Source organism: Mesorhizobium sp. CCNWLY176 (assembly GCF_037153935.1).
Classification (GTDB): domain Bacteria; phylum Pseudomonadota; class Alphaproteobacteria; order Rhizobiales; family Rhizobiaceae; genus Mesorhizobium_M; species Mesorhizobium_M zhangyense.
The window spans coordinates 575,337-599,788 of the sequence record NZ_JBBBDZ010000001.1 but is presented as its reverse complement, the minus strand read 5'-3'; the positions used below and the strand labels follow the sequence as shown (position 1 = coordinate 599,788).

Genomic DNA, 24,452 nt, shown 5'->3' with positions numbered 1-24,452 from the left:
CTGTCACGGAGCAAATTCAAGAGCTTACTGGGCAGTCTTCACCTTCGTCCAGCCGTCCTGGTAGAGCTTCATCGCATCGCCGACATCGAGGATGAAATCGACCTTCTTCAGCTTGTCCGCTGGCGGATAGATGGCCTGGTTTTCAGCGACTTCCTTCGGCAGCAGCGCCTTGGCGGCATCGACGACGGTGGCGGACTTACTGAGGTTCGCGGCCTTGGCGGCCACCTCGGGCTTCATGATGTAGTCGATGAATTTGTATGCGGCATCGACATTCTTGGCGTTCTTCGGAATCGCGAAGCCATCGATCCACATCGAACCGCCTTCCTCGGGAATGACGTAGTGGACCTTAGGATTCTCATCGAGAATCTGGGTGACGTTGGAATTCCATGCCTGCACGATGCAGGCCTCACCGGAGGCGACGAGTTCACCGAAGTTGCTGCTGTTGTATCCGCCGAGAATCTTCTTCTGCTCGATCAGCGACTGGGTCGCCTTCTCGATCTCCTCGGGATTGGCGGTGCCGGCATGCAGACCGTTGACCTGCAGGCCGGCGATATAGGCCGCCAGCATGTTGTCGAGCATATAGACGCGGCCCTCATATTGCGGGTCCCACATCGCCTTCCAACTGGTTATCGGCTGCTTGACGCAATCCTCGTTATAGGCAAGCCCGGTGGTGCCCCAGATATAAGGCACGCTGAACTTCTGGCCGGGATCGTATGAGACGTCCTTGAAGGCAGCACCCAGATTGGAGAGGTTCGGCAGCTTGGCATGGTCGAGTTCCGTCAGCAGACCCTGCTTGACCAGGACCTGCACCGTGTACTGGCTGGGTTCAACGAGATCGTAGCCGGAAGCGCCCGCCGACAGCTTCGCCATCATCGTCTCGTTGGAATCGTAGGTGTCCATCGTGACGTTGATGCCGGTTTCCTTGGCAAAGTCGTCGACGATCTCCTGAGGCAATTCGCTTGCCCAGGCATAGATATGAAGCTCTTCGGCCGATGCGGTAAGCGCAGTTCCGGCAAGAAGCAGGCTCGTCGTTGCAAGAAGCATTCCGTATTTCAGCATTGCAGTTCCCCTTTTCTTATTAAGGTTTCTTCATTGTCCGGTGCCCCGGACGGTCTTCAGGTAGCGTCCCATCACCAGCAGGATGGCCAGCACGTTGACGCCGATAAGCATCGTTCCGAGCGCATTGATCTTCGGCGTGAGCCCGGTCTTCAGCATTGCGTAGATCTGGATCGGCAGCGGCGTCGTGCCGACTCCGGAAACGAAGGTCGACATCACGAAGTTGTCGAAAGAGATGATCGCGGAAAGAAGCGTTGCCGACAGGATCGCCGGCAAAAGCAGGGGCAGCGTCACGCGCATGAATATCTGTCCGCCATGCGCTCCCAGATCTGCCGCGGCTTCATCGAGCCGTGGGTCGAGCGTTGCGGCTGCCGCGCGCACGATCAGGAATGTGAACGGTACGGAGACAAGTACATGGCCGGCCACCAGCGTGAGATATCCAAGCGCGAGGCCCGACCACACCGTCGCCACCAGCATCCCGACCGCCAGCACGATTTCGGGAAGCACCAGCGGTGCGATCAGAAGCGTGGAGAACAGGTTCTTGGCCGGAAACGGGCGCTTGATTACGGCAAGTGCTGCACTCGTTCCTATCGCCGTACTGATGATCGCCGAAAGTACGGCAACGATGGCGCTGACCTGAAGGCCGCGCTGCAGACCCCGGTCGTTCAGGGCTTGCACATACCAGTCCATCGAGAAGCCAGTCCAGACGACGGTCGAGCGGCCGGCATTGAAGGAATAGATGACGAGCACGACGAGCGGCGCAAACAGGAAGACGTAGCCAAGGATGGTGACGATCGGAACGTAGAGGCCGGCAATACGGGAAAGCTTCACGCGTGCGCCTCCTCGAGACGGCGCAGCATGCGCATGTAGAAGACGATGATGACGGACGACAGCACGAGCATGACGACGGAGACCGCAGCCCCCAGCGGGATGTTTCGGAAATCCAGGAAGAGCTGAACAATGAGGTTGCCGAGGATGATGCTCTTGCCACCGCCGAGCAGCACGGGGATAGCGTAGACGCCCATGGCTGGCACGAACACGAACAGCATCGCTGCCATCACGCCCGGAAGCGACAGCGGGAACGTCACGCGCCAGAAGGCCTCGACCGGCCCCGCGCCGAGATCGTCGGCGGCTTCCAGCAGGCGCCTGTTGATGCCGGAGAGCGCGGCGTAGATCGGCAGTACGGTCGTCGGCAGGAAGGCATAGAGCATGCCGACCATGACGGCGGGATAGGTGCCGATCATCCTGATCGGCTCATCGATGATCCCAGCACCGGTGAGCGCGCCGTTGATCGTGCCGTTGCGGCCCATCAGGACCATCCAGCTCGACATGCGGATCATGAAGTCGATCCAAAACGGAATGAGCAGCAGGGCAAGCAGCAATCCCGAATGCTTGCCGGCGCGGAAGGCTATGAAATAGGCGATGGGATAACCGATGAGAACGCAGACTGCCGTCGACATTGCTGCGATCTTCAAAGAGTTGACGAAGATCGGCAGATAGGCCGGCTGGAACAATTCGACGTAGCTTTCCAGCGTGAAGCCGGTCACCACTCCGCCATAGGAATCGCGCCCGGCAAAGCTGTAGGCAATTACCACCAGAAGCGGAATGGCCAGCAGAAGGATAGCCATCACCAGAGACGGAGCCAGCAGCAAAAGCGTAATCACATTCTGCCGCCGGTTCCTCATCTCACAGGCCCGCCGTTTTGGAGGAAGGCACGCCCGCCGGCCGAACCATTTGCACGACGCTTACCGTCAGATGATCACGCATCGCGATCTCGGCGCGATCGGGATCGCGCGCCGCGAGCGCATCGCGTATCGCCTCGAAATTCTCAAGTTCGTCGAAAATGAGAGTGACCGGCACACGCGCGACGTAAAGACTGCGCACTGAAAGCGCGTAGAGCCTGTTCAGGGACTGGGCCAGGTATGGATTGCCGCTCGCTCGGGCGACCAGCCGATGCATCCGCTCATCGACGCCGAGATGCCATTCGATCTCCATGCGACGCTCGGCTATGCCTGCACGCGCCTCTTCCATCAACGCATCGAATTCCGAGAGCTGAGCATCGTCGATCCGCATCGCAGCCATGCGGGCCGCCAGCGCTTCGGAATGAAGACGGAATTCATTGAGATGGAAAAAATCGGCCGCTGAGGTCGAAGAAACGAAGTAGCCACGCTGGGGCACGGCAAGCAGCAAATCTTCCTGCGCAAGCCGCTGCAACGCTTCGCGCAGCGGCGTTCGGCCCACCCCGAGCATTTCCATGCATTGACGTTCGTCAATCGCCGCACCGGGCATCAGCTCAGCCTTGATGATGGCGGCTCTGAGGCCGTCATAGGCGGTATCGCTTTGCCGTCTCTTCGGTTCGCCAAGGGGCATTTCACGCTCATATACGAGAAATATATTTTTAATATTTATCGTCCGGATGCGTGAGTCAAGCGTCAATCCATCGCAGAAACGAAAGATGTCAAATGGCTATGAGCCGGGCTGGGACGGCAATCGACCCAGCCCGGCACTGATGCATATCGGTGAAGAGTTCACATACAGCGGCTTCGTTTTGCAGCATGACGGCCGACAGCCCTGCCGAGCGGGCAAGAGTGTTCGATCGCTTGAGAAAATCGAACACTTTCGTTTGCGAGCCTTCTAAGTTCGGAAAGTTCGCGCCTGTGTTTTCAGATCGTCGCCGGAAGGTTGGACGCGGCCGTTGCCTATCAGCCGCCGCGTCGGAATTCGCTATTTCTGGTCCACGCTTTCCAGGAAACGGGCGAAGATAGGATCGAATTTTTCCTGCGCATCCCAGAACGGCGCGTGGCCGGAATTGTCGATCAGATGGGTCTCGTTTTCCCACAGATTGGCGTATTTGACCTTGGAAACGAAGTCTGTGTTCACGAACGGTTCGTCTATGCCGTTGACGACGGCCAGCGGCACGGTCGCGGTCGCAGCAATAACGCTTTGGTCCTTGCCGGTTCCGGCCGAGAACTTCTCGAACATCAGGCGCCGCGCCCTGCCGTCAGTGCGCGCAACTGTGTCGAGCATGAAGGGCTCGAACGGCTCGCCGCAGGTGCTGTGCGCATAGTTCTCGACGTCCTCGTCCGTAAAGTCCTGCTTGGCGGCGAGGCCCATATGCGGGCTCGGCTTGAACCCGTCGCCGACCTCTGCGGGCGAAACCGGCGGCGTGCCGGTGATCATCAGGCCAAGCATGCCGGGAAAACGGTCGATCATTTCCAGCCCGATATGCCCGCCGAGCGACCAGCCGAAGACGATCGCCTTCTCCACGCCGAGCAGTCCCAGCACTTCGGTCATCGCGTCGGCATAGCCTTCCATGCTGTAGCTGCGATCAGGGTCAATAGCATCGCCGGATTGGCCGTGACCGGGCAGATCGGGCGCGATCATCCGATAGCGCTCGCCAAGGGGTCCTTCCATCTGATTGCGGAAGACCGCGCTCGAGCTGGAGTTACCGTGAATGAAAAGCACAGGCGTTCCGGTGCCGGAAGTCTCGCGGACATTGATAGGGCCGTGGCTGGTTTCGATCGTCTTCGTCGTCAAAGTCATTTCATTCCCCTGATTCTCGCGCTGCGAAAAATGGCAGTTGCACAAAGGACTGTGACTTCTGCCTGTGCGCCAATGAAAATCGCTTTCCGCAGCATTTCCTGATGAAATTATCTTTTCAAAGAAGATCGCATATGCATAAATTGTCAATCAACAAACGCCGGCGAGCCGGAACAAGAAACAGGGGTTGGCAGTATGAATTCGAGTTTCGTGACGAGTAAGCGCCTCCGTGGCGCATTGATGGCGACGGCTTTGACCGCCCTTGCGATGTCGCCTGTTCCGGCATTCGCCGACGTCGTCAAGATCGGTCTTTTGGCGCCGCTCACCGGCCCCGCAGCGGCTGACGGGCAGGAATATCAGCGCGGCGCCCAGATGGCGATCGACGAGATGAATGCTGCCGGCGGCGTCGGCGGCCATACGTTCGAACTCGTCACCGGCGACGTGAAGGACATGTCGTCCGGCAACGTCACCAGCGCGGTAGAGCGCCTCATCGGCGACCCGGATGTGCATTTCATGCTGACCGGCTATGCCAGCCTGACCAATTTCGAGATCGACAACATGGCCGAGGCGGAGATGCCCTACATGCTGGCCGCGACCTCGCAGCAGACCAGGGACATCATCGCGCCCGAGCCCGACAAGTATAATTGCTGCTGGTCGTGGACGCCGTCCTTCGACGCCTACAACACCGACGTCACATCCTTTGTCGAAAAGCTGGCTGCCGACGGCAAGGTCACGCTGCCGAACAAGAAGGTCGCTATCGTCTCCTCCGACAACGCCTACTCGAAGACCATCTCTGAAGGCATGAAGAAGACGTTCACCGAAAAGGGCTGGACCATCACCGTCGACGAAATCGTGCCATTCGGCGAAGTCACCGACTGGCGCTCGATCCTCGCCAAGGTGCGCGCCGACGTTCCGGATGTGGTCATCAACACCGACTACCTGCCCGGCAATTCGGCTTCCTTCCTCAACCAGTTCCTCGAACAGCCGACGAAGAGCCTGGTCTTCCTGCAATACGCCCCGAGCGTGCCGGAATTCATCCAGCTGACGAAGGAAAAGTCGAACGGCGTCATCTACAACCTGCTTGGTGGTCCGCTGGTTTCGCCGAAAAATCCGCGCGCCGAGGAAGTCGGCAACAAGTTCAAGGAAAAATATGGCGTGGAAAGCGGCACTTACGGCGTTGCGCTCTACGAGATCATGAACGTCTATTTTGACGCGCTGAAGAAGGTCGGCGATCCGAGCGATCACGCCGCAATCATGAAAGCGCTGGGCGAGACCGACAAGCAGACGGTTGCCGGCCGCCTCAAGTTCGATCCTGCAACCCATCTCGCCATGCAGGGCGAAGACTACATTCCGATCACCTTCTTCCAGATCTGGGATGGTGAACGCACGCTGATCTCGCCGGAGAAATACGCGACCGGCGAATTCAAGCTCCAGCCCTGGATGCAGTAGGGCATGGCCCTTCTCGAAGTCGAGGACGTATCGAAGGCCTTCGGTTCGCTGAAGGCCGTCGATGGCGTTTCTTTCAAGGTCGAGGCCGGTGAGATCTTTGGCGTCGCCGGCCCCAACGGCAGCGGCAAGAGCACGCTGTTCAACGTCATCACCGGCATCCCGTTCGGGCCTGATCGCGGACGCGTAAAACTCGGCGGCGTCGAGATACAGGGCAAGTCGGGCAACGAGATCGCTCGGCTCGGCCTTGCCCGTACCTTCCAGCGTGAAACGAGCTTCGATGGGCTGACGGTCTTCGAAAACGCGCTGATGGGCGCAGGCTATGGCAAGCCCGGCCGGGCTGAAAGCGAGGTGCGTGAGCGCGCTGCCGAAGCGCTTGAATTCGTCGGCCTCACCTCGGTGGGTTTTGGCCGCCTTGCCGGCGAACTCTCCGTCTTCGACCGCAAATGCCTGATGCTGGCGACGGCGATTGCCATGGAGCCGCGCGTGCTTCTGCTCGACGAGCCGGCCTCCAGCCTGACCAAGCCCGAAATCGAAACCTCGATCGGCCTGATCCGCCGCACCGCCGAGCGCGGCATCACAATCGTGCTGATCGAGCATGTGCTGACCTTCCTGATGAGCCTGTCGCAGCATCTGATGGTTTTGAATCAGGGTCGCGTCCTGGCTGCCGGCGAGCCGAAAACGGTGATCGCCGATGAACGCGTCGTGGAAGCCTATCTCGGAACGCGGAGGCCGGCGGCGTGAGCGTCATACTGACTGTCGAGGGCCTGACCGCCGGTTATGGCCGCGTCACCGTTTTGCACGACCTGTCCATGGAGGCCGGGCGCTTCGGCAATGTCGGCCTGTTCGGGCCGAACGGGCACGGCAAGTCCACGCTGCTGCGCACCGTCTCCGGCCTGCTGAAGGCGAAGAGCGGCAGCATCACCTTCGATGGCGAGGACATCACGCGCGAAAGCCCGCGCGCCATTGTCGGGCGCGGGCTTATCCATGTTCCGCAAGGCAATCGCCTGTTCCCCGATCTCAGCATCGCCGACTGCATGTCGCTCGGCGCCTTCTCGCCCCGCGCCCGGCCGCATGAGGCCGAGAACCGCGAGAAGGTGGTGAAGATCTTTCCGAAACTCGCCGAGCGCTGGCGCCAGCGCGTGCGCACTCTTTCCGGCGGCGAGCGCCAGATGGTGTCGATCGCCACGGCTCTGATGAGCCACCCGCGCCTGCTGATCCTCGACGAGCCGACGCTCGGCCTCGCCCCCAAGATCAAGGACGAGCTCTGCGCCTCGGTGCAGGAAATTTCCAAGGGCGGCGTGCCGCTGATCGTGGTCGAGCAGGACATCGAGTTCCTGCTCGAGCTCTGCCCGCAACTCTATCTCGTCAATCACGGCACCGTCGAAACCGAGATCAAGCCCGGCCAATCGATCGAGCATAGCGAGATCATGTCGATGTATTTCGGACATTAGGATTATTTGAGATGGGCGCATTCGCGGAAATCATGTTCGGCGGCCTGTTCCAGGGCTCGCTCTACGCCATGATGGCGGTGGGGCTGGCACTGGTCTGGACGACGATCGGCGTGTTCAACTTCGCCCACGGCGTCTTCATGATGCTCGGCGCCTATGTTGCCTGGCAGTTCGTGTCGCTCGGCCTGCCGATCGCGGTTGCGCTGCCGGTGGCGGTCGTCGTCATGGCTGGCGTCGGCTGGATCCTTCAGGCCAGCGTCGTGCGGCCGCTGATCGGCCGGCCAAACATCGTTCTCGTCGTCGTCATCACGACACTCGCCGCCGGCTCGTTGATCGAAAACGGCGTGCTGACACTGTGGGGCCCGCGCTCCAAGCAGCTTCCCAGCCTGCTCGAAGGCAACACGGTAATCGGCGGCGTCGGCGTGTCTCTGCACCAGATCGCCATCATCATCATCACGCCACTCATCCTGGCAGCACTCTGGGCCTTTCTTAACCACACGCGGCTTGGGCTTGCCTTGCGCGCGGTTGCCCAGAACGAGGATGCCAGCCAGCTTGTCGGGCTCAACGTCACAGCACTTTATGGCCTGGCCTTCGCCATCGCAGCTTCGCTTGCCGGTCTCGCCGGCATCTTCATGGGCGGCTATCGGTTCATGACGCCGGTGATGGGCAGTGACCCGCTTCTGAAGGCGCTGATCGTCGTCGTCTTCGGCGGCATTTCCAGCATTTCAGGGCCAATCTTCGCTGCCTATCTGATCGGCTTTTTCGAGGCCGCCTGCAGCTATTATTTCGGCCTCTACTGGACGCCGGCGCTGCTGTTTGCCGTGCTTATCCTGACGCTGATGGTGCGTCCCGAAGGCATCTTCGCCAATCAGTCGAGGGGCCTCGCATGACCAGCTTGCCGTCTCCCGTCATCGGCGCGCCGGGCCGCCCTTCCTGGAAAAGCGAGGCGGTCGGCGTTGCGCTCGCCTTCCTGCTGATGGCGCTTCTGCCGCTGGTTTTCGGCGACACCTACACGCGCCACATACTGATCATGGTGTTCATCTACGCCATCGTCGCGTCTAACTGGGACCTCAGCCTTGGCTATGGCGGTGTCTTCAATTTCGGCCACCTCGCGCTGTTCGGCATTGGCGTTTACGCCTATGGCTTGCTGACCAAGGCGGCAGGTGTCGACCCCTGGGTATCGCTGGTCGCCAGCGGGGTCGTCGCGACGGTTGCCGCCGTGCTCGTCACCATTCCGATCCTGCGGCTCAAGGGCATCTACATCATCCTCGTCACCTTCGGCTTCGCGCAACTGGTCATGCAGGTCATCCTCAGCCAGTCGGACGTCACCGGCGGCACGCAGGGCATGGTGCGCATTCCCGGCCTCTATCTGTTCGATCACAACATGATCCGCGACGGGAAGATCGGCTATTTCTACATAGCGTTGGCGCTGCTCTTCCTCAGCACCGTGTTCCTGCGCGTCATCGTTCGTTCGCGCACCGGCGCAAGCATCGTGGCGCTGCGCGACAACGAGGAATACGCCATCAGCCGCGGCATCTCGCTGGCGCGCCAGCGCATCATCACACTGGCAGCGAGCGCCTTCTTCACCGGCATAGCCGGCGCCTTCTATGCCGCCTATCAACGCAATGCCTCGATCGATGTCTTCGGCATGAGCCTTGCGACGATCATTCTGTCGATGGTTCTGCTTGGCGGCACCAGCACGATCTACGGCGCGATCGTCGCATCCTTCGTGCTGACGATCTTTTCGGAAGCCATGGCCGATTTCGGCCCATGGCGACCGATTATTACGGCAGTGCTGATCATCGTCGTGATGCTCGCCTATCCGAGCGGCCTGTCAGGGATGATCCGCTCGATCTGGAACGCATTGGCTGGCCGACTGAAGCGGCCCGATGCTGCGCTTGCCGGCAAGACGGAAGAGCGGACCGCAGCCTAGCGATCATCGCCCTGCCGGTGACCGGCAGGGCGGAATTAGGAAGCGCCTCAGCGCACGCCGCACCAGTCGATGACGGACGCCGCAATGACCTTCGTGGTCTCGACCAGCGACTCGATGTCGACATATTCATCTACACCGTGAAAACCGTCGCCCGACGGGCCGAAGATCACGCCATCAACGCCGGCGCCCGCATAATGCGCGGCGTCACAGACGGCGACGAACCCCTTGATTTCGGGAGCTTTTCCGAGGCTGGTCTTGTGCGAGACGAGCGACTTAACCAGCGGGTGGTCGACGGAAGTGTTCATCGGCGGGAAATGCAATCCGCCGAGTTCCCACTGGATCGTCGGCGGATGGTCTCGTAGCCAGGCGTCGGTCTGGGCGAAGTGATGCACGAAGGCTTCGAAGTCGCGGCGATATTGCGCTGAATTCTCGTTCGGCAGGAACTTCATGTCGAGATCGATGACGGCCACGTCGGGGATGATTGCCGGATTGCTCATCACCATCGGCAAGCCGTTCTCGCCCAGACCCGCGCCGCCATGGACGACGCCGATGTTGATCGTGTTCATGCCGACCGGTAGCAGCGGATGCGACTGTGCCCGCGTCCGGTCGAGTTCGTAAAGCCGAAGGGCGGCAATGAAACGGCTGGCGATCTCTATGGCGTTGACGCCCGGCTCCAGCCGGCCGGCTTCGTGTCGTTGCGGATAAATCTCATTGTAGCGCCAGGCCGAATGTGCGGCGCGTCCGCGAATGGTCACGCGCGCCCATTCAAGCCCGCCTTCGGCCGGCAGCACATCGCCCCAGGTCGGCTCGGCCACCAGCACTGCCTTGGCGAGCTTGCCGCGCTTGACGGCGTCCATAGCGCCAAAGCCGCCGGACTCTTCATCGACCACTGAGTGGATCGCCAGCCGCCCGACAAGATCGATGCCGGCCTTGCGAATGGCGCGTGAAGCGGCAATGCAGGCAGCGACGCCACTCTTCATGTCGATAGCGCCACGGCCATAAATCCGGCCGTTCTTGATCTCGCCGCCAAACGGATCGATCGACCAGTCCTTGCGCGCGCCGACCGGCACCACGTCGATATGACCGCACAGGATCAGGCTGCGGACTTCATCTCCGGCCTTTTCACCAACCAGATTTGGCCGTCCGGGAAGCGCGTCCCATTGCTCGGTGGCAAAACCCTCTTCCTTCAGCACCGGCTCCAGCATCGCCTGCAAATCGGCTTCGCGGTTAATCGTCGCCCCAGTCTCGAATTTAGGATTGACGGTCGGTATCTGAACCATCTTCTGCGTCAGTTCGACAACCCAGTCCCGGTCTGCCTCGATAGCGGATGTTACTGCGGCGATTGCCGCGGCATTTTCAGACATTTCCTGCTTCTCCATTCCAGAGCCGCTGGTGTGCTGCGGCCAAACCTTCTGAAAAAATTGTGGCGGCTCGAAGCGGCCGTTGGCTATGACGAGGTCTTGCCGCCTTTCGGCTCGAGCGTGTCCAACGTGACGGTGTTCTTCGCGCGTATTTGCTCGATCTCCTCGATACGCTTGCGCGCACCGGGGCCATGTTCGGGAAGCGCCTGCGCGACCACGGCTTCCATCTGCGCGACCGCGGTCGCCAGCGTGTCGAAAGGGGAATCGGCATCGATCGCCGCCGCCATGGAAAGTTCCGCGAACTCCGCGATCGGCGACAGCCACGTATCGGTGAAGAGCAGGATCGGCACACCCCGTTCGGAGGCTTGCCGGGCGAAACTGACGACGTCGGACTGGTACCGCCGATAGTCGAAAACGATGAGAAGATCGCGTTTGCCAAGGTCGATCAGAAGGTCGAAATCCACCGGTGTCAGCGAGCCTACATCGCGAATGCCGGAGCGGAACTGCACGAGATAGCCGGTGAACATCGAGGCTATATGCCGGCTAAAGCGCCCGCCGACCAGCACCACCTGCCCCTTGGTTTCCCAGATCAGCTTTGCGGCGCGGCTGTAGGTCTGCGACGGCACCGACGTTCTGGTGTTCTCCATGCTGTTCGAAACGGAATGGAAATAAGCCATCGCCGCGCTGGTGTCGGAACCGCCGGGGCGTTTTGCCTCCATCATCAGCAACGGCGAGTGAAGCCGTGCCTCGACTTCGGCCAGAAGCTTGGTCTGGAAGTCGGCGAAGCCGTCATAGCCGAGCTTGATCATCAGGCGCATGACGGTGGGATCGCTGACCCCTGCCCGGCGCGCCAGCCGCGTCGCCGTGCCCAGGCCCGACATCGGATAGTCAGCCAACAATGCCTGGATGATCTTGGCCTCGGCCGAGGTCAACGCGATGTTGGTATTGGCCAGGTTCTCGCGGATCGACATCGGTTCGCTTTGCCTCCTCCTTTAATGGCAAAATACTTACAAGAATGAACTCTGATGTCAAATTTGAAAATCAGATTACAGAATCGCCTGCGTGCGTGGCATTCCGTTTACCGGACATGGCGAGGAAGCGCGGGGGCGGCCGAACGAATGAACCTCAGGAGACACGCCTGAGGAAGGATGGCGACAGCTCGGCCAGGTCACGGACACCGAGCAGAGCCATGTCACGATCGATCTCGTCAACCAGCAGATTGGCGGCGTGTATGACGCCGGCTTCCCCGAAGACTGCGGCTGCATAAAGGAAGGGCCGGCCGACAAAAACGAAACGGGCTCCGAGCGCGAGTGCCTTCAGAACGTCGGTTCCACGCCGAACGCCGCTGTCGAGCATTACAGGCATCTCGCCGGACCGTTCCACGATCTCGGCAAGCATTCTCAGCGGAGATATCGCGCCGTCGAGCTGGCGGCCGCCATGGTTCGATACGATAATACCGTCGACGCCTGCCTCGCGCGCCAGATGCGCATCTTCCGGTGACAAAATCCCTTTCAGTACGAGCCTGCCTTTCCAGCGTGCTCGTATCCTGTCGACATGCTCCCAACCGAGTTGGTCGCGCTTGCCGAGCGCCCGCACCAGATTGCGCGACAGGATCGGCGGCCCACGGCCGGCGTCCATATTCTCGAAATGTGGCATGCCGTGACGTAGCAACGTGCGAAGCGCAGTTCCAACAAGCCAGCGCGGATGGGTGAGGCCCTGCCACGCCAGTCCCAGGGAGGGCTGCAACGGAGCGTTGAAGCCGTTGCGGACGTTGTTCTCCCGATTTGCAGCAACCGGCACATCGACGGTCAGGACAAAGGTCTCGAACCCCGCTGCAGCGACCCGGTCGACCATAGCGTCGATGCGATCGGCCTCGCCCGGCAGATAGGCCTGAAACCAGCGGCTGCCCCCTTCCCTTGCAACTCGTTCAAGCTTGGTCAGTGAAGTAGCACTCAGGATGGAAGGTATCCTCATCGTGCCGGCAGTGCGCGCCAAGGCCACATCCCCGTCAAAGGCCGCGAGAGCACTCAGGCCCATCGGGGAAATGCCGAAAGGATGCGCGTAAGAGACATCGAACAATGAAGTCGCCTGCGAGCGGTTACCGACATTCCGCAGGATGCGCGGCACGAAACTATCATCGGCGAAGGCCTTGCGGTTATCCAGAAACGACGCGCCGGTTTCGCTGGCGCCGGACACATAGCCGAAGACCGGCCGAGGCAGATACCGGCGTGCGGCCGCTTCAAAATCGTCCAGGGCCAGCATCTGACGCATGGCGGCGGGAACATGCTTGGCGGCACGCTTTTCCACTGTAACGATGGCAGATGAAGCAACGGCTCGATCGGTCTGCACGGTGCTTCTCCTATCTCCACAGCGATAAGCGTCCGTGGGCATCACCACCGAAAAGTCCGCCGCGCGGCTCGAATAGTTCAGGCGGCACTTATAAGCACGGTGCTTTCCGGCGACCAGTGCAGCACCACGTCGTTGCCTTCTTCGATTTTTGTGGCGCCGCTGTTCTGGACGTGAACCTTGATGACCTCACCCATGCGATCGACGAAATAGGTGCTGCTGTTGCCGGCAAAAATGCGCTTGGACACCCGGCCTCTGAGCATGTTGCCTTCCGCCGCCAACGGCGATGCCGTGGCCGTGGCGATTTTGATCCGTTCAGGCCGCACAGCACAGCTCGCCTTGCCGCCTGTGGCATTGGCCACGCCACCGGACGCGACGATCGCGGTGCCGTCCGACAGGCGAATGCCGTCACCGGTGGCGTCGCCGCGCAGGATATTGGCGTCGCCGAGGAATGTCGCTGAGAACTCGCTTTTCGGGCTGTTGTAGATGTCTTCAGGCGGGCCCTCTTCTACCAGCCGGCCATCGCGCAGGATGCCGATCCGGTCACTCATCGTCAGTGCTTCTTCCTGATCATGGGTGACGAAAATAGTGGTGATGCCGATTTCGCGCTGGATACGCTTCAGTTCCACCTGCATATCCACCCGCAGCGCCTTGTCGAGTGCGGAAAGCGGCTCGTCGAGCAACAGCACGCGCGGCTTGGTGACGATAGCCCGGGCGAGTGCGACGCGCTGGCGCTGGCCGCCGGACAGTTGGTGCGGCCGGCGTTCACCGAGCTTGCCCAACTGCACAAGATCGAGAGCCTGCCGCACTTCCCTCGCAATGCTCGCTTTGGATTCGCCACGAACCGAAAGACCGAAGGCGACGTTGTCGGCAACGCTCATATTCGGAAACAGCGCATAGTTCTGGAAGACCATGCCAATGCGGCGTTTCTCGACGGGAACGCGCTCGACACCCTCCCTGCCAATAATGATCCGGCCGCTGTCGGGGAAATCGAACCCAGCGATCAACCGCAGCAAAGTAGTCTTTCCACTGCCCGAGGGGCCGAGCAGCGCATAGAACCCTCCGTCCGGAAAGGCGATCGAGACGTCGTCGAGTGCCTTGTGCGCGCCGAAGCTGCGGGAGACACTTTCGACCTGAACATCGGCCATTACTTTTCCCCTCCGAACCTGAAGAAGCGTGCAGTGATGAGCATCAGTCCCATCGAGACGGCTATGATGATAGTGGAGACCGCGTTGATTTCCGGGGTGAAGCCTTTGCGGATCGCGGCGTAGATCTCGACCGGAAGTGTCGCCTGGCCCGGAGTGGACAGGAAATACGATACGACGAACTGGTCGAAAGACACTGCGAAGGCAAACAGCGCACCTGCGATCACACCCGGCATGATCCACGGCAGCGTGACGCGCATTGTCACCTGCCATTGGTTGGCTCCGAGCGAACGGGCCGCTTCCTCCAGCTCAGGCGCGAAGGTCTGCAGGCGTGCGGAAACGACGACGATCACATACGGCAAAGCCAGCGCCACATGGCCAAGCAGAATGGCATGCAGCCCGCGCCCTATGCCGATGCCAAAGAAGAAGATCAGCATCGCCGTGCCCGTTATCAGCCACGGGATGGCAATTGGAGGAAACAACAGCGCCTGGAGGAATTTCTTGCCGCGAAACTCATATCGGAACAACGCAAGGGAGGCTGCCGTACCAAGCAGTGTCGAAATGACGGTCGTGATCACCGCAATCTCAAGGCTGTTCCATGTTGCCGCGAGCAATTGTGTATTGCGCGACAGATCCTCATACCATTTCGTCGTCCATTCGAACGGCAGCTGATAGAACGGCGAGGCATTGAACGACATCAGCCCCATGATGACGATCGGCAAATAGAGGAAGGCCAGCAGCAGACCGATATAGAAGCGCCCAAGCCCTTCGAGGATGCGGGTTGCCGACATCATGTAGCTCTCCTGAGAACCGGCGATGCTGCAGCCAGGATGACCAGAACGACAGCTAGCAGGATGAAGGAAAGGGCTGCTCCCAAAGGCCAGTTGAAGACGGCGACGAATTGATCTTCGATGACCGTGCCATAGAACGTTCCGGTGCGGCCACCAAGGATGCGGGGCTCCATGAACGAACCGACGACGGGAACGAATATGAGCACGGCACCGGCAATAAGACCCGGCATTGCAAGCGGGATGATCAACCGGCGCAACACCTGGAGCCGTGAGGCCCCAAGTGAACGGGCCGCCTCGATCAGCGAGTCGTCGATCGCCTGCAGCGTCAGGTAGCAGGTCAGCACCATGTAGGGCACATAGGAATGGACCAGCCCGATTATGACCGCCGGATAAGAGTACATGAGATCGACGCTGATCTTGAACGGCAGTATCGCGTTCAGCACCACGTCAAGAATACCGCCTTCCCTCAGCACCATCGCCCATGAGAAGATGCGCACCAGCCCATTGCTCCAGAACGGCAGGATGACGAGCAGGAATATTGCCTCACGGCTCCTGCCCTTCAGCACCTTGGCGAGCACGTAAGCTGCGGGAAATCCGATCAGCGCGCACCACAGCGTCACCTCCAACCCCAGCCGCAATGAGGACCAAAGCAGTGTCACATAGAGCCCGCTGGAAAAGAACGCGGCATAGTTTCGGATCGTGAACGACCAGTCCTTCCCCGACAGCGGCAGGTCGGTCATGAAGGAGAAGAAGGCCATGGCCGAAAGCGGCAGGAAGATCGCCAGCGTAAGCCAGAGATAGGCTGGCGCCAGAAGCGGCAGCGCAGGCCTTATTCCGCTTAGCGGTCCAGCCGCGATGTTTCCTGCCATGACCTTCCTCCCTGGACGGGGCGTTACTTCACGTTGACCTTAAGTTCCTGCCACAGCGCCAGATATTTCTCGCGCTGCTCATCCGTGATCGGCGCCTGGAACTGTATGCGCTTGGCGACTTCGGGATCGCCCATCACCTTGCGGTTGAAGGACTCTTCGGGAAGTGCAGCTACTGCCTTTTCATTCGCCGAAACCGGCGCGCCCACCTTGGTTACCCACTCGACGTAAAACTTCGGATCAATCATGTAGTTGATGAAGGCTTCGGCCCCCGCAACATTCTTGGAGCCTACCGGAATGGAAAAAGCGTCCAGCCACGCCACAGAACCTTCCTGCGGGATGACCAGCGAGACGGGCAGCTTGAACTGCGTCTTGGCGCGGTCGGCCGAACCGCTCCAGTAAGTGCCGACATCAATCTGGTTCGAGGCAACCATCTGGTTCCAGTCGTTCTCGGAGCTCCAGAATGTCCTGATCTGCGGCATAAGCGATGTCAGCTTCGCCTTGACCGCATCCATATCCTTGATGTCGTTTATGTTCTGTCCGGTGGCGATGGCTCCGAACTGGATCGCCTCTACGGCGTCGTCACGGATAACGACACGCCCCTTGCGGGCTTCGTCCCACATCACAGAAATGCTGGCCGGCGGGGTGTCGAACGACTTGTCGTTTATGGCGAGAGCCGTCAGTCCCCAGACCCATGGCACGCCGTAGGCCTTGCCGTCGTGATTGAGCATCGGCGAACTCGCCTTGTCAGGGCTGATGTCGGCGGCATTCGGAATCTTGGACAGGTCGATCGGCTGGATCAGCTTCTCCGACATGGCCTGGTCATTGAAGGCCGCGTTGATCATGACGACGTCGTAGAGCCCGGGATTGGTCCTGAGCTTGGTCAGCATCTCCTGTTCGGAGTTGAAGAAATCATTGACGACCTTGTTGCCCGTGGCTTTCTCGAAAGCTTCGACGGCCCAAGGCTCGTCGGCGCCGTACCCCTTCCAGTTCAGCACGTGCACTTCATCCGCCTGGGCGGCAAACACGAGTATCGAAGCAAAGACGGTCGTTGCCGTCAGGGTTGCGATCAATCTGGTCATGCGGATGTTCCTCTCTGTTGACGTTGTCAGTCGTTGATCTTTTCTGCTTCCCGCTCAGGTGCTTCTGAGGCCCTCTCAGCGAGGAAGCCTTGAATTTCGGAATGGGTCGGCGCCGATGAACCACCGTGCCGGGTGACGGATATCGCAGCAGCGGCATTGGCGTAGCGAACGGCATCGAACGGCGGCACGGCCCGCGCCAGAGCGCTGACGAACGCGCCGATATGCGTATCGCCTGCGCCATTGGTGTCGATGGCATTTACCGCGAAACCGGGAACGTCTTGGGACGTGCCGTCGCGCAGACGTAGAAACGCTCCTGCCGAGCCGGATCGGATAACAACGCCTGCTGCATCCGGGCAGAAGTCGCTCAACAGGCGCTCGGCATTCGTCGCGATCTCTGCTGACCCCGCAATCGCGGTTGCTTCAGTCGTATTGCAGCTCAGCCATGTCGTACGGGACAGGATGCGCGAGAGGATCGCGATAGGAATTTCGGAAACAACCGGCGTCGGATCGAAGACAAAGGGGATCGTTACCGGCAGCGCCGCGATCCAGTCGGCAAGGGCTTCACGACTGCCGGGATAGCTCAGCGTGTAGCCGGAACCGAACACCCAGTCATCGCCCTTGAGCGCGATGGGCTTCATCGCATTTGCATCCAGCCGTCCCTCCGCTCCCGGCCATGAGACGAAAGTGCGCTCGGCATCGTTGGTGATGATCACCACGCAGTTGCCCGTATCCAGTTCGGCCGCGCGCGGTGCCAGCGTCTCGATGCCCTCCGCCGCAAACGCCGCACGCAGGTAATCGCCGTTGGGGCCAGTGCCGTGCTGTCCGGCGAAGACGACGTTCATGCCTGTCCGGGCGGCAGCCACCATCATGTTGAAGCCGCCACCGGCGACGCGGGCATAGCTTGACGCAACCTTCTCCGCGCCGGGCAGCGGAAGCGTGTCAATGCGATAGACATAATCGACCACCGCACTCCCGGCGTGAACGAGGCGGGTCATTCGGCCACGTCCTTTCCGCGCGAAATCCGTCCGCGTGCTGCCACCAGATCAGTTGCGAGCGAGCGCACCTCATCGAGGTCGATGCCTTTCAACCCGGCAATGTGATTTGCAGGCAGCCGCGCCATGCCTGCGTGCGCCCCGGCCATGCCAGCGGCAATCGCGCCGATTGTATCGGTATCGCCACCGAGATTGGCGCTGATCACTGCGGCTTGCCACGGGTCGCCCTGAGCGACTTCCAGAACGGCAAAAGCGGCCGGCACCGATTCTTGTGAGGCAACACTGGTGCCGACAAGATCGACGATCATCCGGATCGCCTCGGCCTGGGCTTTGCCGCGAACCAGATCGCAAGCCCATTCGATCCGCGCCGCGATGTCGGCTCCGACGATCCAATGACCTTGCCGGGCGCCGAGACGCGCCGCCGTTACGGCTCTTGCGCACGCATCGCGCCAGTCCCCGCCTTCGACACCGTTGCTGACAGCCGCCGCTACGGCCGCGGCAGAGGCAATGGCAATCGAGGTGTTGTGGGTTGCCCGGCAGGTTTCGGCGACCTTGGCGACGAGTGCCTCGACCGGCTGCGTCGGCATCAGGATGCCGACGGGCGCGATGCGCATGGCCGCACCATTCGTGTCGCCGCTGCGACCCGCTTCCTCCGGCGGCTCGCCATTGTTGATCGCATCGATCGCACGTTTGGTCGAGGGTCCGAGTAGGTCGTAGCTGCCGCGCGCCTTGACGTCCTTCTCCCAGTCGACCAGCGCGTTCACCCAGCGCCTGTGATCGAACTCACCTCCGGATTCGAGCAGGATGCGGCCAAGCAGAAGTGTCTGTTCCGTATCGTCGGTAATGGTGCCGGCAGGCAGGCCCTTCGACACCGGATGGTTCTCTGAAGGAGAGACAAAGCCATCGACGAAACCGTACGATGCCGCGATCTGGGACGTCGACAAAAGCTGCGTCGGCATGCCAAGCGCGTCGCCGAGTGCGCCCCCTATAAGGGCGCTCATCGCCCGGTCCAGTTCTTGCGCCATTCCCCTCCCCGGCATGGCTCAGAACTCCAGATGCAGCGCGAAGTGTGCGGGGTTGAGCAGGCTGGTTACATATTCGATCAGCCGCCCGTCGCTGGCACGCGTCAAACGGCGTGTGCGCAGGAAGGGCGTACCAGTGGGGCAATTCAGAATGGCTGCGTCCTGCGCACTCAGCATTTCGATATCGGCCCACTCCTCGCCATGGTCCGGCACCAACCCCGCACCCCGAAGCGTTTCGTGCAGCGAGCCCTCCCGCAAGCCCTTCAAGGGCACTTCCTCAAGTTCGGGAGACAGCGGTAGCCGGCTGCGTTCGATGGAGATAGCATGGCCATCACTCGCGCTGGTGCGGACACGGTCCACCGCTATGAAAGCCGGACTTTCAACTCCAAGCATTGCAGCAAGCCCGGGATCTTCCATGACCTCCAGCCGCAATGTGCGCGTGGTAACATTTGCGCCGGCATTGGCGAGCGCACGCGACCAGCCGATGGCATCATCCACCGTCTTGCCGTCGAAGGTCACGAAGGAGCCGATGCCGACCTTGGTGGTTATCAGTCCGCGATTTGAAAGCTCTTCCAGGCCCTTGCGTACGGTATTGCGGCTAACGGAAAATCGCTGAACGAGTTCGTTTTCACTTTGAAGCCGGTCGCCAAAGCCAAGCAGGCCGGAGCGGATTTCCTTCTCCAGAACCGTGGCGATCTGCTCTGGCTTGCCTGCTCCAGGCGCCAGACTACTGGCCGGCTTCATCATGTCATACCTGTTCAGTATACCTGTCTAATCCTGTTCAATAGCCGTGATGGTTACGTGAGTCAACAATGCATGCTGCACGCGGGTTGAAGCCCGGCGGAACGCGGATGCATACGCATCCTGGTGACCTACTTTGCGTGTGAGGACCGTCTAGCCTCGGATGGCCCTGCCGGCGGCCTGGAGGAGTTCGAAAGCCTCGAACCGCCTTGCATGCCAGTCAGCCAATGCCGGCTCGGGATGATACAACTCACCGAGTTCCGACATCGCCGACATTGCCGCAAGGGTGTCCTGGTAGTGGCCGGCGGCAACAGCTCCAAGGATGGCCGATCCCAGCAACACCGGCTCCTGCGACGTCGAAGCCGCGACAACCATCCCGGTCGTGTCGGCAAGCAACTGACGAACCAACGGGCTTTGCCCGGCGCCACCGCTGACGACGATGGTGTCGATCGGCACGTTCTTCTCATGCAGGGCCCGCACGATCTGGCGCGCGCCATATCCAAGCCCGCAAACACCGGCCAGATAGAGGCCGAGCAGGCTGTCGAAGTCGAGTTCCATGCCGAGCCCGGCAATCAGCCCGCGTGCATCCGGGTCCGCGAACGGCGCGCGGTTACCGAGGAATTCGGGAACGACATGCACATCGCCGATGAGCTTCGGCGCCTCCGCCGCGCCACCGAGCCTTTCGGCTTCCAGCGACAGCCAGCTGCTGAGGCTTTGCCCCTTTTCGCGGGCGGTTCCTGCTGCCTGCTCGGCGGCCGGGTGCATGCGGACCAGATGATCGATGGCAGCACCGGCAGCCGATTGTCCGCCCTCGTTGAGCCAAAGGCCCGGGACCATGGCTGAAAAATACGGCCCCCACACACCTTGCACGAAGGCCGGTTTTGCCGTCGTCGACATGGTGCAGGCCGACGTGCCGAACACATAGGCCATGCGCGAATTCACACTGCCGACGCCGCCGCGCGCACCGACGGTTCCGATGCCGCCGGCATGGGCATCGATCAGGCCGGTTGCGACAGGCGTTCCCACTGTCAATCCAAGGTCCGCCGCCGCTCTTGCGGTCAGACCGCTGCCTAGCGGCGTTCCACCGGGAAAGACCTCCGTGCCGATGCGCCGGAAAGATTCATCGGCAAGCGCTCCCAGCCCGATCGTCCTGAAATAGCTCTCGTCCCAGCGGTTTTCATGCGCGAGATAGGTCCATTTGCACGCCACCGTGCAGACGGAGCGGGCGAGGCTGTCCGTGCACCGCCAGGTCAGGAAGTCGGTGAGGTCCATGAATTGCCATGCCCCGGCGAAGGTTTTGGGCATGTTCTCGGCAAGCCAGAGAAGCTTGGGCGTCTCCATCTCCGGTGAGATGGAACCGCCGACATAGCGCAGCACATTGTGACCCGTCTGGTTGATCCGGCGGGCCTGTTCCGTGGCGCGATGGTCCATCCACACGATGATGTTGCGCTCAGGGTCGCCCGAGTTGCTGACGGGCAGCGGTTGGCCATTCTCGCCGATCACCACGAGCGAACACGTGGCGTCGAAGCCGATGCCCGCGACCGAGGAAGGAACGACCCCGGATTGCGTGACCGCCTCCCGGACACTGGTGCAAACTGCCCGCCAGATGTCGTTGCTCGACTGCTCGACGATGTCGCTGGCCTCGCGCCACACGGCAATGTCGGTCTTGACGGATGCCAGCAGGACGCCCGTCTGGTCGAAGACGCCGGCGCGGGCGCTGCCGGTGCCGACATCGATGCCGAGATAGTGGTTTGGCATGGCTATTCAGTCACTCCGCAATATGTTTCCAGCACCGCTTCTGACGGCGCCGCGCATCCAGTGCCGATGGGATAGGTCCTCAGAGATCGTTGCTCTGCGGCAGGATGACGAGATCCCGGATCGTCACGTTGCGAGGCCTGGTGAGCATGAACAGCACGGCCGCCGCCACCTCCACCGGCTCGATCAGGTCGCCGGCCGCCAGCGCCTTTTCGAGCTTCTCCTTGGGCCAGTCGCTGATCAGTGCGGTCACGACGGGGCCGGGAGCGATGGCGCCGACGCGCAGCCCATGTTTGGCAACCTGGCGCCGGACGGTGTGGACGAAAGCCTGCACGGCGTGTTTCGAAGCGGTGTAGATCGGCTCCCAGACGACCGGTACGACACCCGCAACCGAACTGGTGACGATGATGTCGCCGGTCTTGCGCTCGACCATATGTGGCAGAACCGCGTGGATGGAGCGGAACACGGCGTTGATGTTGAGGTTCAGCATGCGGTCCCAGGCGTCGGGATCGCCGTCGACCACGTCGCCGCCGATGTAGGAGCCGGCATTGGCGTGGAAGATGTCCAGTTTGCCGGCCTTCTCCAGAATCTGCGGCATCATGGTGGCCACGCTGGCGGGATCGATCAGGTCGATGACCACCGGGATCGCCTTGGGGCCGAGTTCGGAGCAAAGCTTCTTCAGCGCCTCCTCGGCACGGTCGACAAGCACGACGCTGGCGCCTGCCGCGAGAAGGCTTCTGGCGCATTCGAGGCCGATGCCCGACGCGGCACCCGTGATCGCCGCGACCTTGTCGGATAGATCCTGATCCATTTTCTGCCTTTTCCTGTCGATTGATTAAGCGCGGCCGTGGGAGACACGCGAACGGCGCGCGAGCGAGTCGACGATGACTGCGATGGCCAATACGGCGCCGGTGATCATGTAGCGAAGCGACGATGACAGATCGAGCAGCGTCAGCCCGCTGGCAATCGACTGGATGACGATGATGCCCAGCAACGCCGAATAGGCGCTGCCCCGGCCGCCGAACAGGCTGGTGCCGCCGATCACTGCCGCAGCGATCGCATTGAGATTGACGTCGCCTGTGCCGGCCTGCTGGCTTGCAGATGCAAGGCGTGAGGCGGCAAGGATGCCGCCGGCGGCGGCGAGCACTGAGCACATGACGAAGGCGCTGGTGTAGGTAAGCCGCACATTGATGCCGGCGCGGCGCGCTGCCTCGCGGTTGCCGCCGACGGCGTTCATCGAGCGGCCCCATTTGGTCCTCGTCAGCAAGTAGTTCATCGTCACGACCAGCCCGACGAAGAGGCCGAACATCCAGGGAATGCCACGATCCTGATTGAGGTAGAAGACAATCAGTTCCAGCACGACGGTGATGAGGATCGCGCGAAGGAGCAGGCTGCCGAGCGATTGCGAGGACAGGCCGGCTTCCTTGCGGCGAGCCGCCGTGCGGAAGCCCGTAATAAACGTCACGATGCCGGCGATGGCTGCCAGCGCGTAGGCGATGGCATGCGGCATGACCAGCGTCTGGCCGAAATTCACAACAGGTGAGCCGTAGGGCAGGTTGATCGAGCCGGTCGAGCCGAGGATATAGAGTTGCAGGCCAAGTATGGCGAGCAGTCCCGCCAGCGTCGAGACGAAGCTCGGCATTCCAAAGCGGTTGAAAAGCATGGCATAGAGCGAGCCGATCGCCGCGCCGACGGCCAGTGCTGCGAGAATGGCGAGCCATACCGGCCAACCCTGGTTGACCCAGAGCACCCCGACCATGGCGGAAGCGAAACCGCTGACCGAGCCGACGGACAGGTCGATCTCGCCGACCATCAGGATGCAGACGATTCCGAGTGCGATGACGCCCACCGTCGAGCAGTCGAAGAGCAGGTTGACGAGGTTGTTGCTCGACAGGAAGATCGGATTGAGGCTCTGGAACACCGTCCAGATGATCACCAGCCCAACGATGACAGGCAGCGATCCAAGATCGCCCGACTGGACGCGGTCGAGAAAAGATCGGATCGCGCCCCCAAAGCCGGCCGCGTGTTTCACCCGCTCGTCGCTGCGGTCAAGCAGTGGTACGGCCGGAGCACCGTTTTCGATATCTTTGGTCATGGCTGCGTCTCCTGCCCTTGTTCGCGTTGGGCCTGGCGTCGTTCGGCGCGGCGGGAAACGGAATTGTTCGACGCGCCGGTAATGGCGCTGACCAGATCCTGGTTGGATGCGTCGGGATAGAAAATGCCGTTGTTGCGTCCCAGCCGCAGCACGACGATGCGGTCGGCCACGGCGCGCACGTCTTCCATGTTGTGGCTGATCATGACCACGCCGAGCCCGCGGTCGCGCACCCGCTCGATCAGGTCCAGCACCTCGGCGGTCTGCGCTACACCAAGTGCGGCTGTCGGTTCGTCGAGAAGGATAAGCTTAGGGTCGAGCAGCAGCGACCGCGCGATGGCCACGGTCTGGCGCTGGCCGCCGGAAAGTGAGGCCACCGGCTCGCGCACGCTGGGGATGCGGGCCGAAAGCTCGTTGAGCAGCGTCCAGGCCTTGATTTCCATGGACACCTCGTCGAGCCGTAGCGGATTGAGCTCCTTGCCGAGGAAGATGTTGGCGACCACGTCGAGGTTCTCGCACAGGGCCAGATCCTGGAAGACGGTGGCGATTCCGAGCTTCAGCGCAGCGCTCGGGTCAGGAAGTGTCACCTCCTTGCCGCGAAACGCGATCGTTCCAGAGCTGGGCTGATGCACGCCGGCGAGCACCTTGACCAAGGTGGACTTGCCGGCGCCGTTGTCGCCGACAAGCGCGACGACCTCGCCCGCGTGAACGTCAAGATCGATGTCGGTCAGGGCCGACACAGCACCGAAATTCTTGGAAATACCGCGCAGGCTGAGCACCAGTTCGCTCGTAGAGGTTCCGTCAGATGGGTCCGTCATGCGGGCAAGCCTTTT

24 protein-coding genes are annotated in these 24,452 nt (G+C 61.2%); 5 read left to right on the top strand and 19 right to left on the bottom strand.

The window, feature by feature from the left end; translation table 11 throughout:
- Positions 1–24 precede the first annotated feature (24 nt).
- The 5 genes from WBQ96_RS02655 to WBQ96_RS02635 all read right to left on the bottom strand — a co-directional run bounded on the left by WBQ96_RS02655 (position 25) and on the right by WBQ96_RS02635 (position 4,599).
- Positions 25–1,059 (bottom strand): ABC transporter substrate-binding protein, encoded by a 1,035-nt coding sequence (locus WBQ96_RS02655; protein WP_165116927.1) that lies wholly within the window; start codon positions 1,057–1,059, stop codon positions 25–27.
- A 30-nt stretch (positions 1,060–1,089) separates the two neighbouring features.
- Positions 1,090–1,887 (bottom strand): ABC transporter permease, encoded by a 798-nt coding sequence (locus WBQ96_RS02650; protein ID WP_165116929.1) that lies wholly within the window; start codon positions 1,885–1,887, stop codon positions 1,090–1,092.
- A complete protein-coding gene (locus tag WBQ96_RS02645) occupies positions 1,884–2,720 on the bottom strand; it encodes an ABC transporter permease (RefSeq protein WP_312857856.1) in 837 nt (278 codons plus the stop codon). Before WBQ96_RS02645 ends, WBQ96_RS02650 begins: the two co-directional genes overlap by 4 nt.
- Positions 2,721–2,742: 22 nt before the next feature.
- A complete protein-coding gene (locus WBQ96_RS02640; protein ID WP_165116933.1) occupies positions 2,743–3,426 on the bottom strand; it encodes a GntR family transcriptional regulator in 684 nt (227 codons plus the stop codon).
- 354 nt (positions 3,427–3,780) lie between these two features.
- Positions 3,781–4,599, bottom strand: a complete 819-nt coding sequence (locus WBQ96_RS02635) for an alpha/beta fold hydrolase (RefSeq protein ID WP_336546632.1) — start codon at positions 4,597–4,599, stop codon at positions 3,781–3,783.
- A 237-nt stretch (positions 4,600–4,836) separates the two neighbouring features.
- On the opposite strand from WBQ96_RS02635, the gene WBQ96_RS02630 reads away from it, so the two are divergent.
- From WBQ96_RS02630 to WBQ96_RS02610, 5 genes are read left to right on the top strand one after another with little or no spacing between them, the layout of a single operon-like run.
- The gene (locus tag WBQ96_RS02630; RefSeq protein WP_337035859.1) at positions 4,837–6,045 is read left to right on the top strand and encodes an ABC transporter substrate-binding protein; all 1,209 of its coding nucleotides are present in this window, start codon (positions 4,837–4,839) and stop codon (positions 6,043–6,045) included.
- 3 nt (positions 6,046–6,048) lie between these two features.
- Positions 6,049–6,786, top strand: a complete 738-nt coding sequence (locus tag WBQ96_RS02625; protein ID WP_165116937.1) for an ABC transporter ATP-binding protein — start codon at positions 6,049–6,051, stop codon at positions 6,784–6,786.
- A complete protein-coding gene (locus WBQ96_RS02620; RefSeq protein WP_165116938.1) occupies positions 6,783–7,496 on the top strand; it encodes an ABC transporter ATP-binding protein in 714 nt (237 codons plus the stop codon). The genes WBQ96_RS02625 and WBQ96_RS02620 overlap by 4 nt, the downstream gene beginning before the upstream one ends.
- An 11-nt stretch (positions 7,497–7,507) precedes the next feature.
- Positions 7,508–8,383 carry a branched-chain amino acid ABC transporter permease gene (locus WBQ96_RS02615; RefSeq protein ID WP_336546633.1) on the top strand — a complete coding sequence of 292 codons (876 nt, stop codon included), beginning with the start codon at positions 7,508–7,510 and terminating at the stop codon, positions 8,381–8,383.
- Complete coding sequence (locus WBQ96_RS02610) at positions 8,380–9,426, top strand: branched-chain amino acid ABC transporter permease (protein WP_336546634.1); 1,047 nt, start codon at positions 8,380–8,382, stop codon at positions 9,424–9,426. Before WBQ96_RS02615 ends, WBQ96_RS02610 begins: the two co-directional genes overlap by 4 nt.
- Positions 9,427–9,473: 47 nt before the next feature.
- Here the strand turns inward: WBQ96_RS02610 and WBQ96_RS02605 are convergent, their stop codons facing one another.
- The 14 genes from WBQ96_RS02605 to WBQ96_RS02540 form a co-directional block, all read right to left on the bottom strand.
- The gene (locus WBQ96_RS02605) at positions 9,474–10,790 is read right to left on the bottom strand and encodes a M20 family metallopeptidase (RefSeq protein WP_336546635.1); all 1,317 of its coding nucleotides are present in this window, start codon (positions 10,788–10,790) and stop codon (positions 9,474–9,476) included.
- Positions 10,791–10,873: 83 nt separating this feature from the next.
- Positions 10,874–11,758 carry a MurR/RpiR family transcriptional regulator gene (locus tag WBQ96_RS02600; RefSeq protein ID WP_336546636.1) on the bottom strand — a complete coding sequence of 295 codons (885 nt, stop codon included), beginning with the start codon at positions 11,756–11,758 and terminating at the stop codon, positions 10,874–10,876.
- Positions 11,759–11,912: 154 nt separating this feature from the next.
- Positions 11,913–13,058, bottom strand: a complete 1,146-nt coding sequence (locus tag WBQ96_RS02595) for an alpha-hydroxy acid oxidase (protein ID WP_205826650.1) — start codon at positions 13,056–13,058, stop codon at positions 11,913–11,915.
- Positions 13,059–13,213: 155 nt separating this feature from the next.
- On the bottom strand, positions 13,214–14,281 hold the full coding sequence (locus WBQ96_RS02590) for an ABC transporter ATP-binding protein (protein WP_165116944.1): 1,068 nt from the start codon (positions 14,279–14,281) through the stop codon (positions 13,214–13,216).
- A complete protein-coding gene (locus WBQ96_RS02585; RefSeq protein ID WP_165117802.1) occupies positions 14,281–15,069 on the bottom strand; it encodes an ABC transporter permease in 789 nt (262 codons plus the stop codon). Before WBQ96_RS02585 ends, WBQ96_RS02590 begins: the two co-directional genes overlap by 1 nt.
- Positions 15,069–15,938 carry an ABC transporter permease gene (locus tag WBQ96_RS02580; RefSeq protein WP_165116945.1) on the bottom strand — a complete coding sequence of 290 codons (870 nt, stop codon included), beginning with the start codon at positions 15,936–15,938 and terminating at the stop codon, positions 15,069–15,071. The genes WBQ96_RS02585 and WBQ96_RS02580 overlap by 1 nt, the downstream gene beginning before the upstream one ends.
- Before the next feature lie 23 nt (positions 15,939–15,961).
- Positions 15,962–17,023 (bottom strand): ABC transporter substrate-binding protein, encoded by a 1,062-nt coding sequence (locus WBQ96_RS02575; protein WP_165117804.1) that lies wholly within the window; start codon positions 17,021–17,023, stop codon positions 15,962–15,964.
- Between the two features lie 20 nt (positions 17,024–17,043).
- Positions 17,044–18,012, bottom strand: coding sequence for a PfkB family carbohydrate kinase (locus WBQ96_RS02570; protein WP_165116946.1), 969 nt, complete (start codon positions 18,010–18,012; stop codon positions 17,044–17,046).
- Entirely contained in the window at positions 18,009–19,034 is a 1,026-nt protein-coding gene (locus WBQ96_RS02565; protein WP_336546637.1) for an ADP-ribosylglycohydrolase family protein, read from the bottom strand. Before WBQ96_RS02565 ends, WBQ96_RS02570 begins: the two co-directional genes overlap by 4 nt.
- Before the next feature lie 18 nt (positions 19,035–19,052).
- Entirely contained in the window at positions 19,053–19,778 is a 726-nt protein-coding gene (locus tag WBQ96_RS02560) for a GntR family transcriptional regulator (RefSeq protein ID WP_165116948.1), read from the bottom strand.
- Between the two features lie 147 nt (positions 19,779–19,925).
- On the bottom strand, positions 19,926–21,530 hold the full coding sequence (locus tag WBQ96_RS02555) for an FGGY-family carbohydrate kinase (protein WP_336546638.1): 1,605 nt from the start codon (positions 21,528–21,530) through the stop codon (positions 19,926–19,928).
- Positions 21,531–21,609: 79 nt separating this feature from the next.
- Complete coding sequence (locus WBQ96_RS02550) at positions 21,610–22,338, bottom strand: SDR family oxidoreductase (RefSeq protein ID WP_165116950.1); 729 nt, start codon at positions 22,336–22,338, stop codon at positions 21,610–21,612.
- A gap of 24 nt (positions 22,339–22,362) precedes the next feature.
- Positions 22,363–23,622, bottom strand: coding sequence for a sugar ABC transporter permease (locus tag WBQ96_RS02545; RefSeq protein ID WP_165116952.1), 1,260 nt, complete (start codon positions 23,620–23,622; stop codon positions 22,363–22,365).
- Positions 23,619–24,437, bottom strand: coding sequence for an ATP-binding cassette domain-containing protein (locus tag WBQ96_RS02540; protein WP_336546639.1), 819 nt, complete (start codon positions 24,435–24,437; stop codon positions 23,619–23,621). The genes WBQ96_RS02545 and WBQ96_RS02540 overlap by 4 nt, the downstream gene beginning before the upstream one ends.
- Positions 24,438–24,452: the final 15 nt, after the last annotated feature.

Bases quoted from the DNA above. Each gene is read 5' to 3' on its own strand.
- WBQ96_RS02610 (WP_336546634.1), top strand. From the start codon at position 8,380: ATGACCAGCTTGCCGTCTCCCGTCATCGGCGCGCCGGGCCGCCCTTCC.
- WBQ96_RS02655 (WP_165116927.1), bottom strand. From the start codon at position 1,059: ATGCTGAAATACGGAATGCTTCTTGCAACGACGAGCCTGCTTCTTGCC.
- WBQ96_RS02615 (WP_336546633.1), top strand. From the start codon at position 7,508: ATGGGCGCATTCGCGGAAATCATGTTCGGCGGCCTGTTCCAGGGCTCG.
- WBQ96_RS02595 (WP_205826650.1), bottom strand. From the start codon at position 13,058: ATGCGTCAGATGCTGGCCCTGGACGATTTTGAAGCGGCCGCACGCCGG.
- WBQ96_RS02565 (WP_336546637.1), bottom strand. From the start codon at position 19,034: ATGGCGCAAGAACTGGACCGGGCGATGAGCGCCCTTATAGGGGGCGCA.
- WBQ96_RS02545 (WP_165116952.1), bottom strand. From the start codon at position 23,622: ATGACCAAAGATATCGAAAACGGTGCTCCGGCCGTACCACTGCTTGAC.
- WBQ96_RS02555 (WP_336546638.1), bottom strand. From the start codon at position 21,530: ATGCCAAACCACTATCTCGGCATCGATGTCGGCACCGGCAGCGCCCGC.
- WBQ96_RS02560 (WP_165116948.1), bottom strand. From the start codon at position 19,778: ATGATGAAGCCGGCCAGTAGTCTGGCGCCTGGAGCAGGCAAGCCAGAG.
- WBQ96_RS02585 (WP_165117802.1), bottom strand. From the start codon at position 15,069: ATGTCGGCAACCCGCATCCTCGAAGGGCTTGGGCGCTTCTATATCGGT.
- WBQ96_RS02605 (WP_336546635.1), bottom strand. From the start codon at position 10,790: ATGTCTGAAAATGCCGCGGCAATCGCCGCAGTAACATCCGCTATCGAG.
- WBQ96_RS02625 (WP_165116937.1), top strand. From the start codon at position 6,049: ATGGCCCTTCTCGAAGTCGAGGACGTATCGAAGGCCTTCGGTTCGCTG.
- WBQ96_RS02550 (WP_165116950.1), bottom strand. From the start codon at position 22,338: ATGGATCAGGATCTATCCGACAAGGTCGCGGCGATCACGGGTGCCGCG.
- WBQ96_RS02600 (WP_336546636.1), bottom strand. From the start codon at position 11,758: ATGTCGATCCGCGAGAACCTGGCCAATACCAACATCGCGTTGACCTCG.
- WBQ96_RS02640 (WP_165116933.1), bottom strand. From the start codon at position 3,426: ATGCCCCTTGGCGAACCGAAGAGACGGCAAAGCGATACCGCCTATGAC.
- WBQ96_RS02635 (WP_336546632.1), bottom strand. From the start codon at position 4,599: ATGACTTTGACGACGAAGACGATCGAAACCAGCCACGGCCCTATCAAT.
- WBQ96_RS02570 (WP_165116946.1), bottom strand. From the start codon at position 18,012: ATGACCCGCCTCGTTCACGCCGGGAGTGCGGTGGTCGATTATGTCTAT.
- WBQ96_RS02580 (WP_165116945.1), bottom strand. From the start codon at position 15,938: ATGGCAGGAAACATCGCGGCTGGACCGCTAAGCGGAATAAGGCCTGCG.
- WBQ96_RS02590 (WP_165116944.1), bottom strand. From the start codon at position 14,281: ATGGCCGATGTTCAGGTCGAAAGTGTCTCCCGCAGCTTCGGCGCGCAC.
- WBQ96_RS02540 (WP_336546639.1), bottom strand. From the start codon at position 24,437: ATGACGGACCCATCTGACGGAACCTCTACGAGCGAACTGGTGCTCAGC.
- WBQ96_RS02630 (WP_337035859.1), top strand. From the start codon at position 4,837: ATGGCGACGGCTTTGACCGCCCTTGCGATGTCGCCTGTTCCGGCATTC.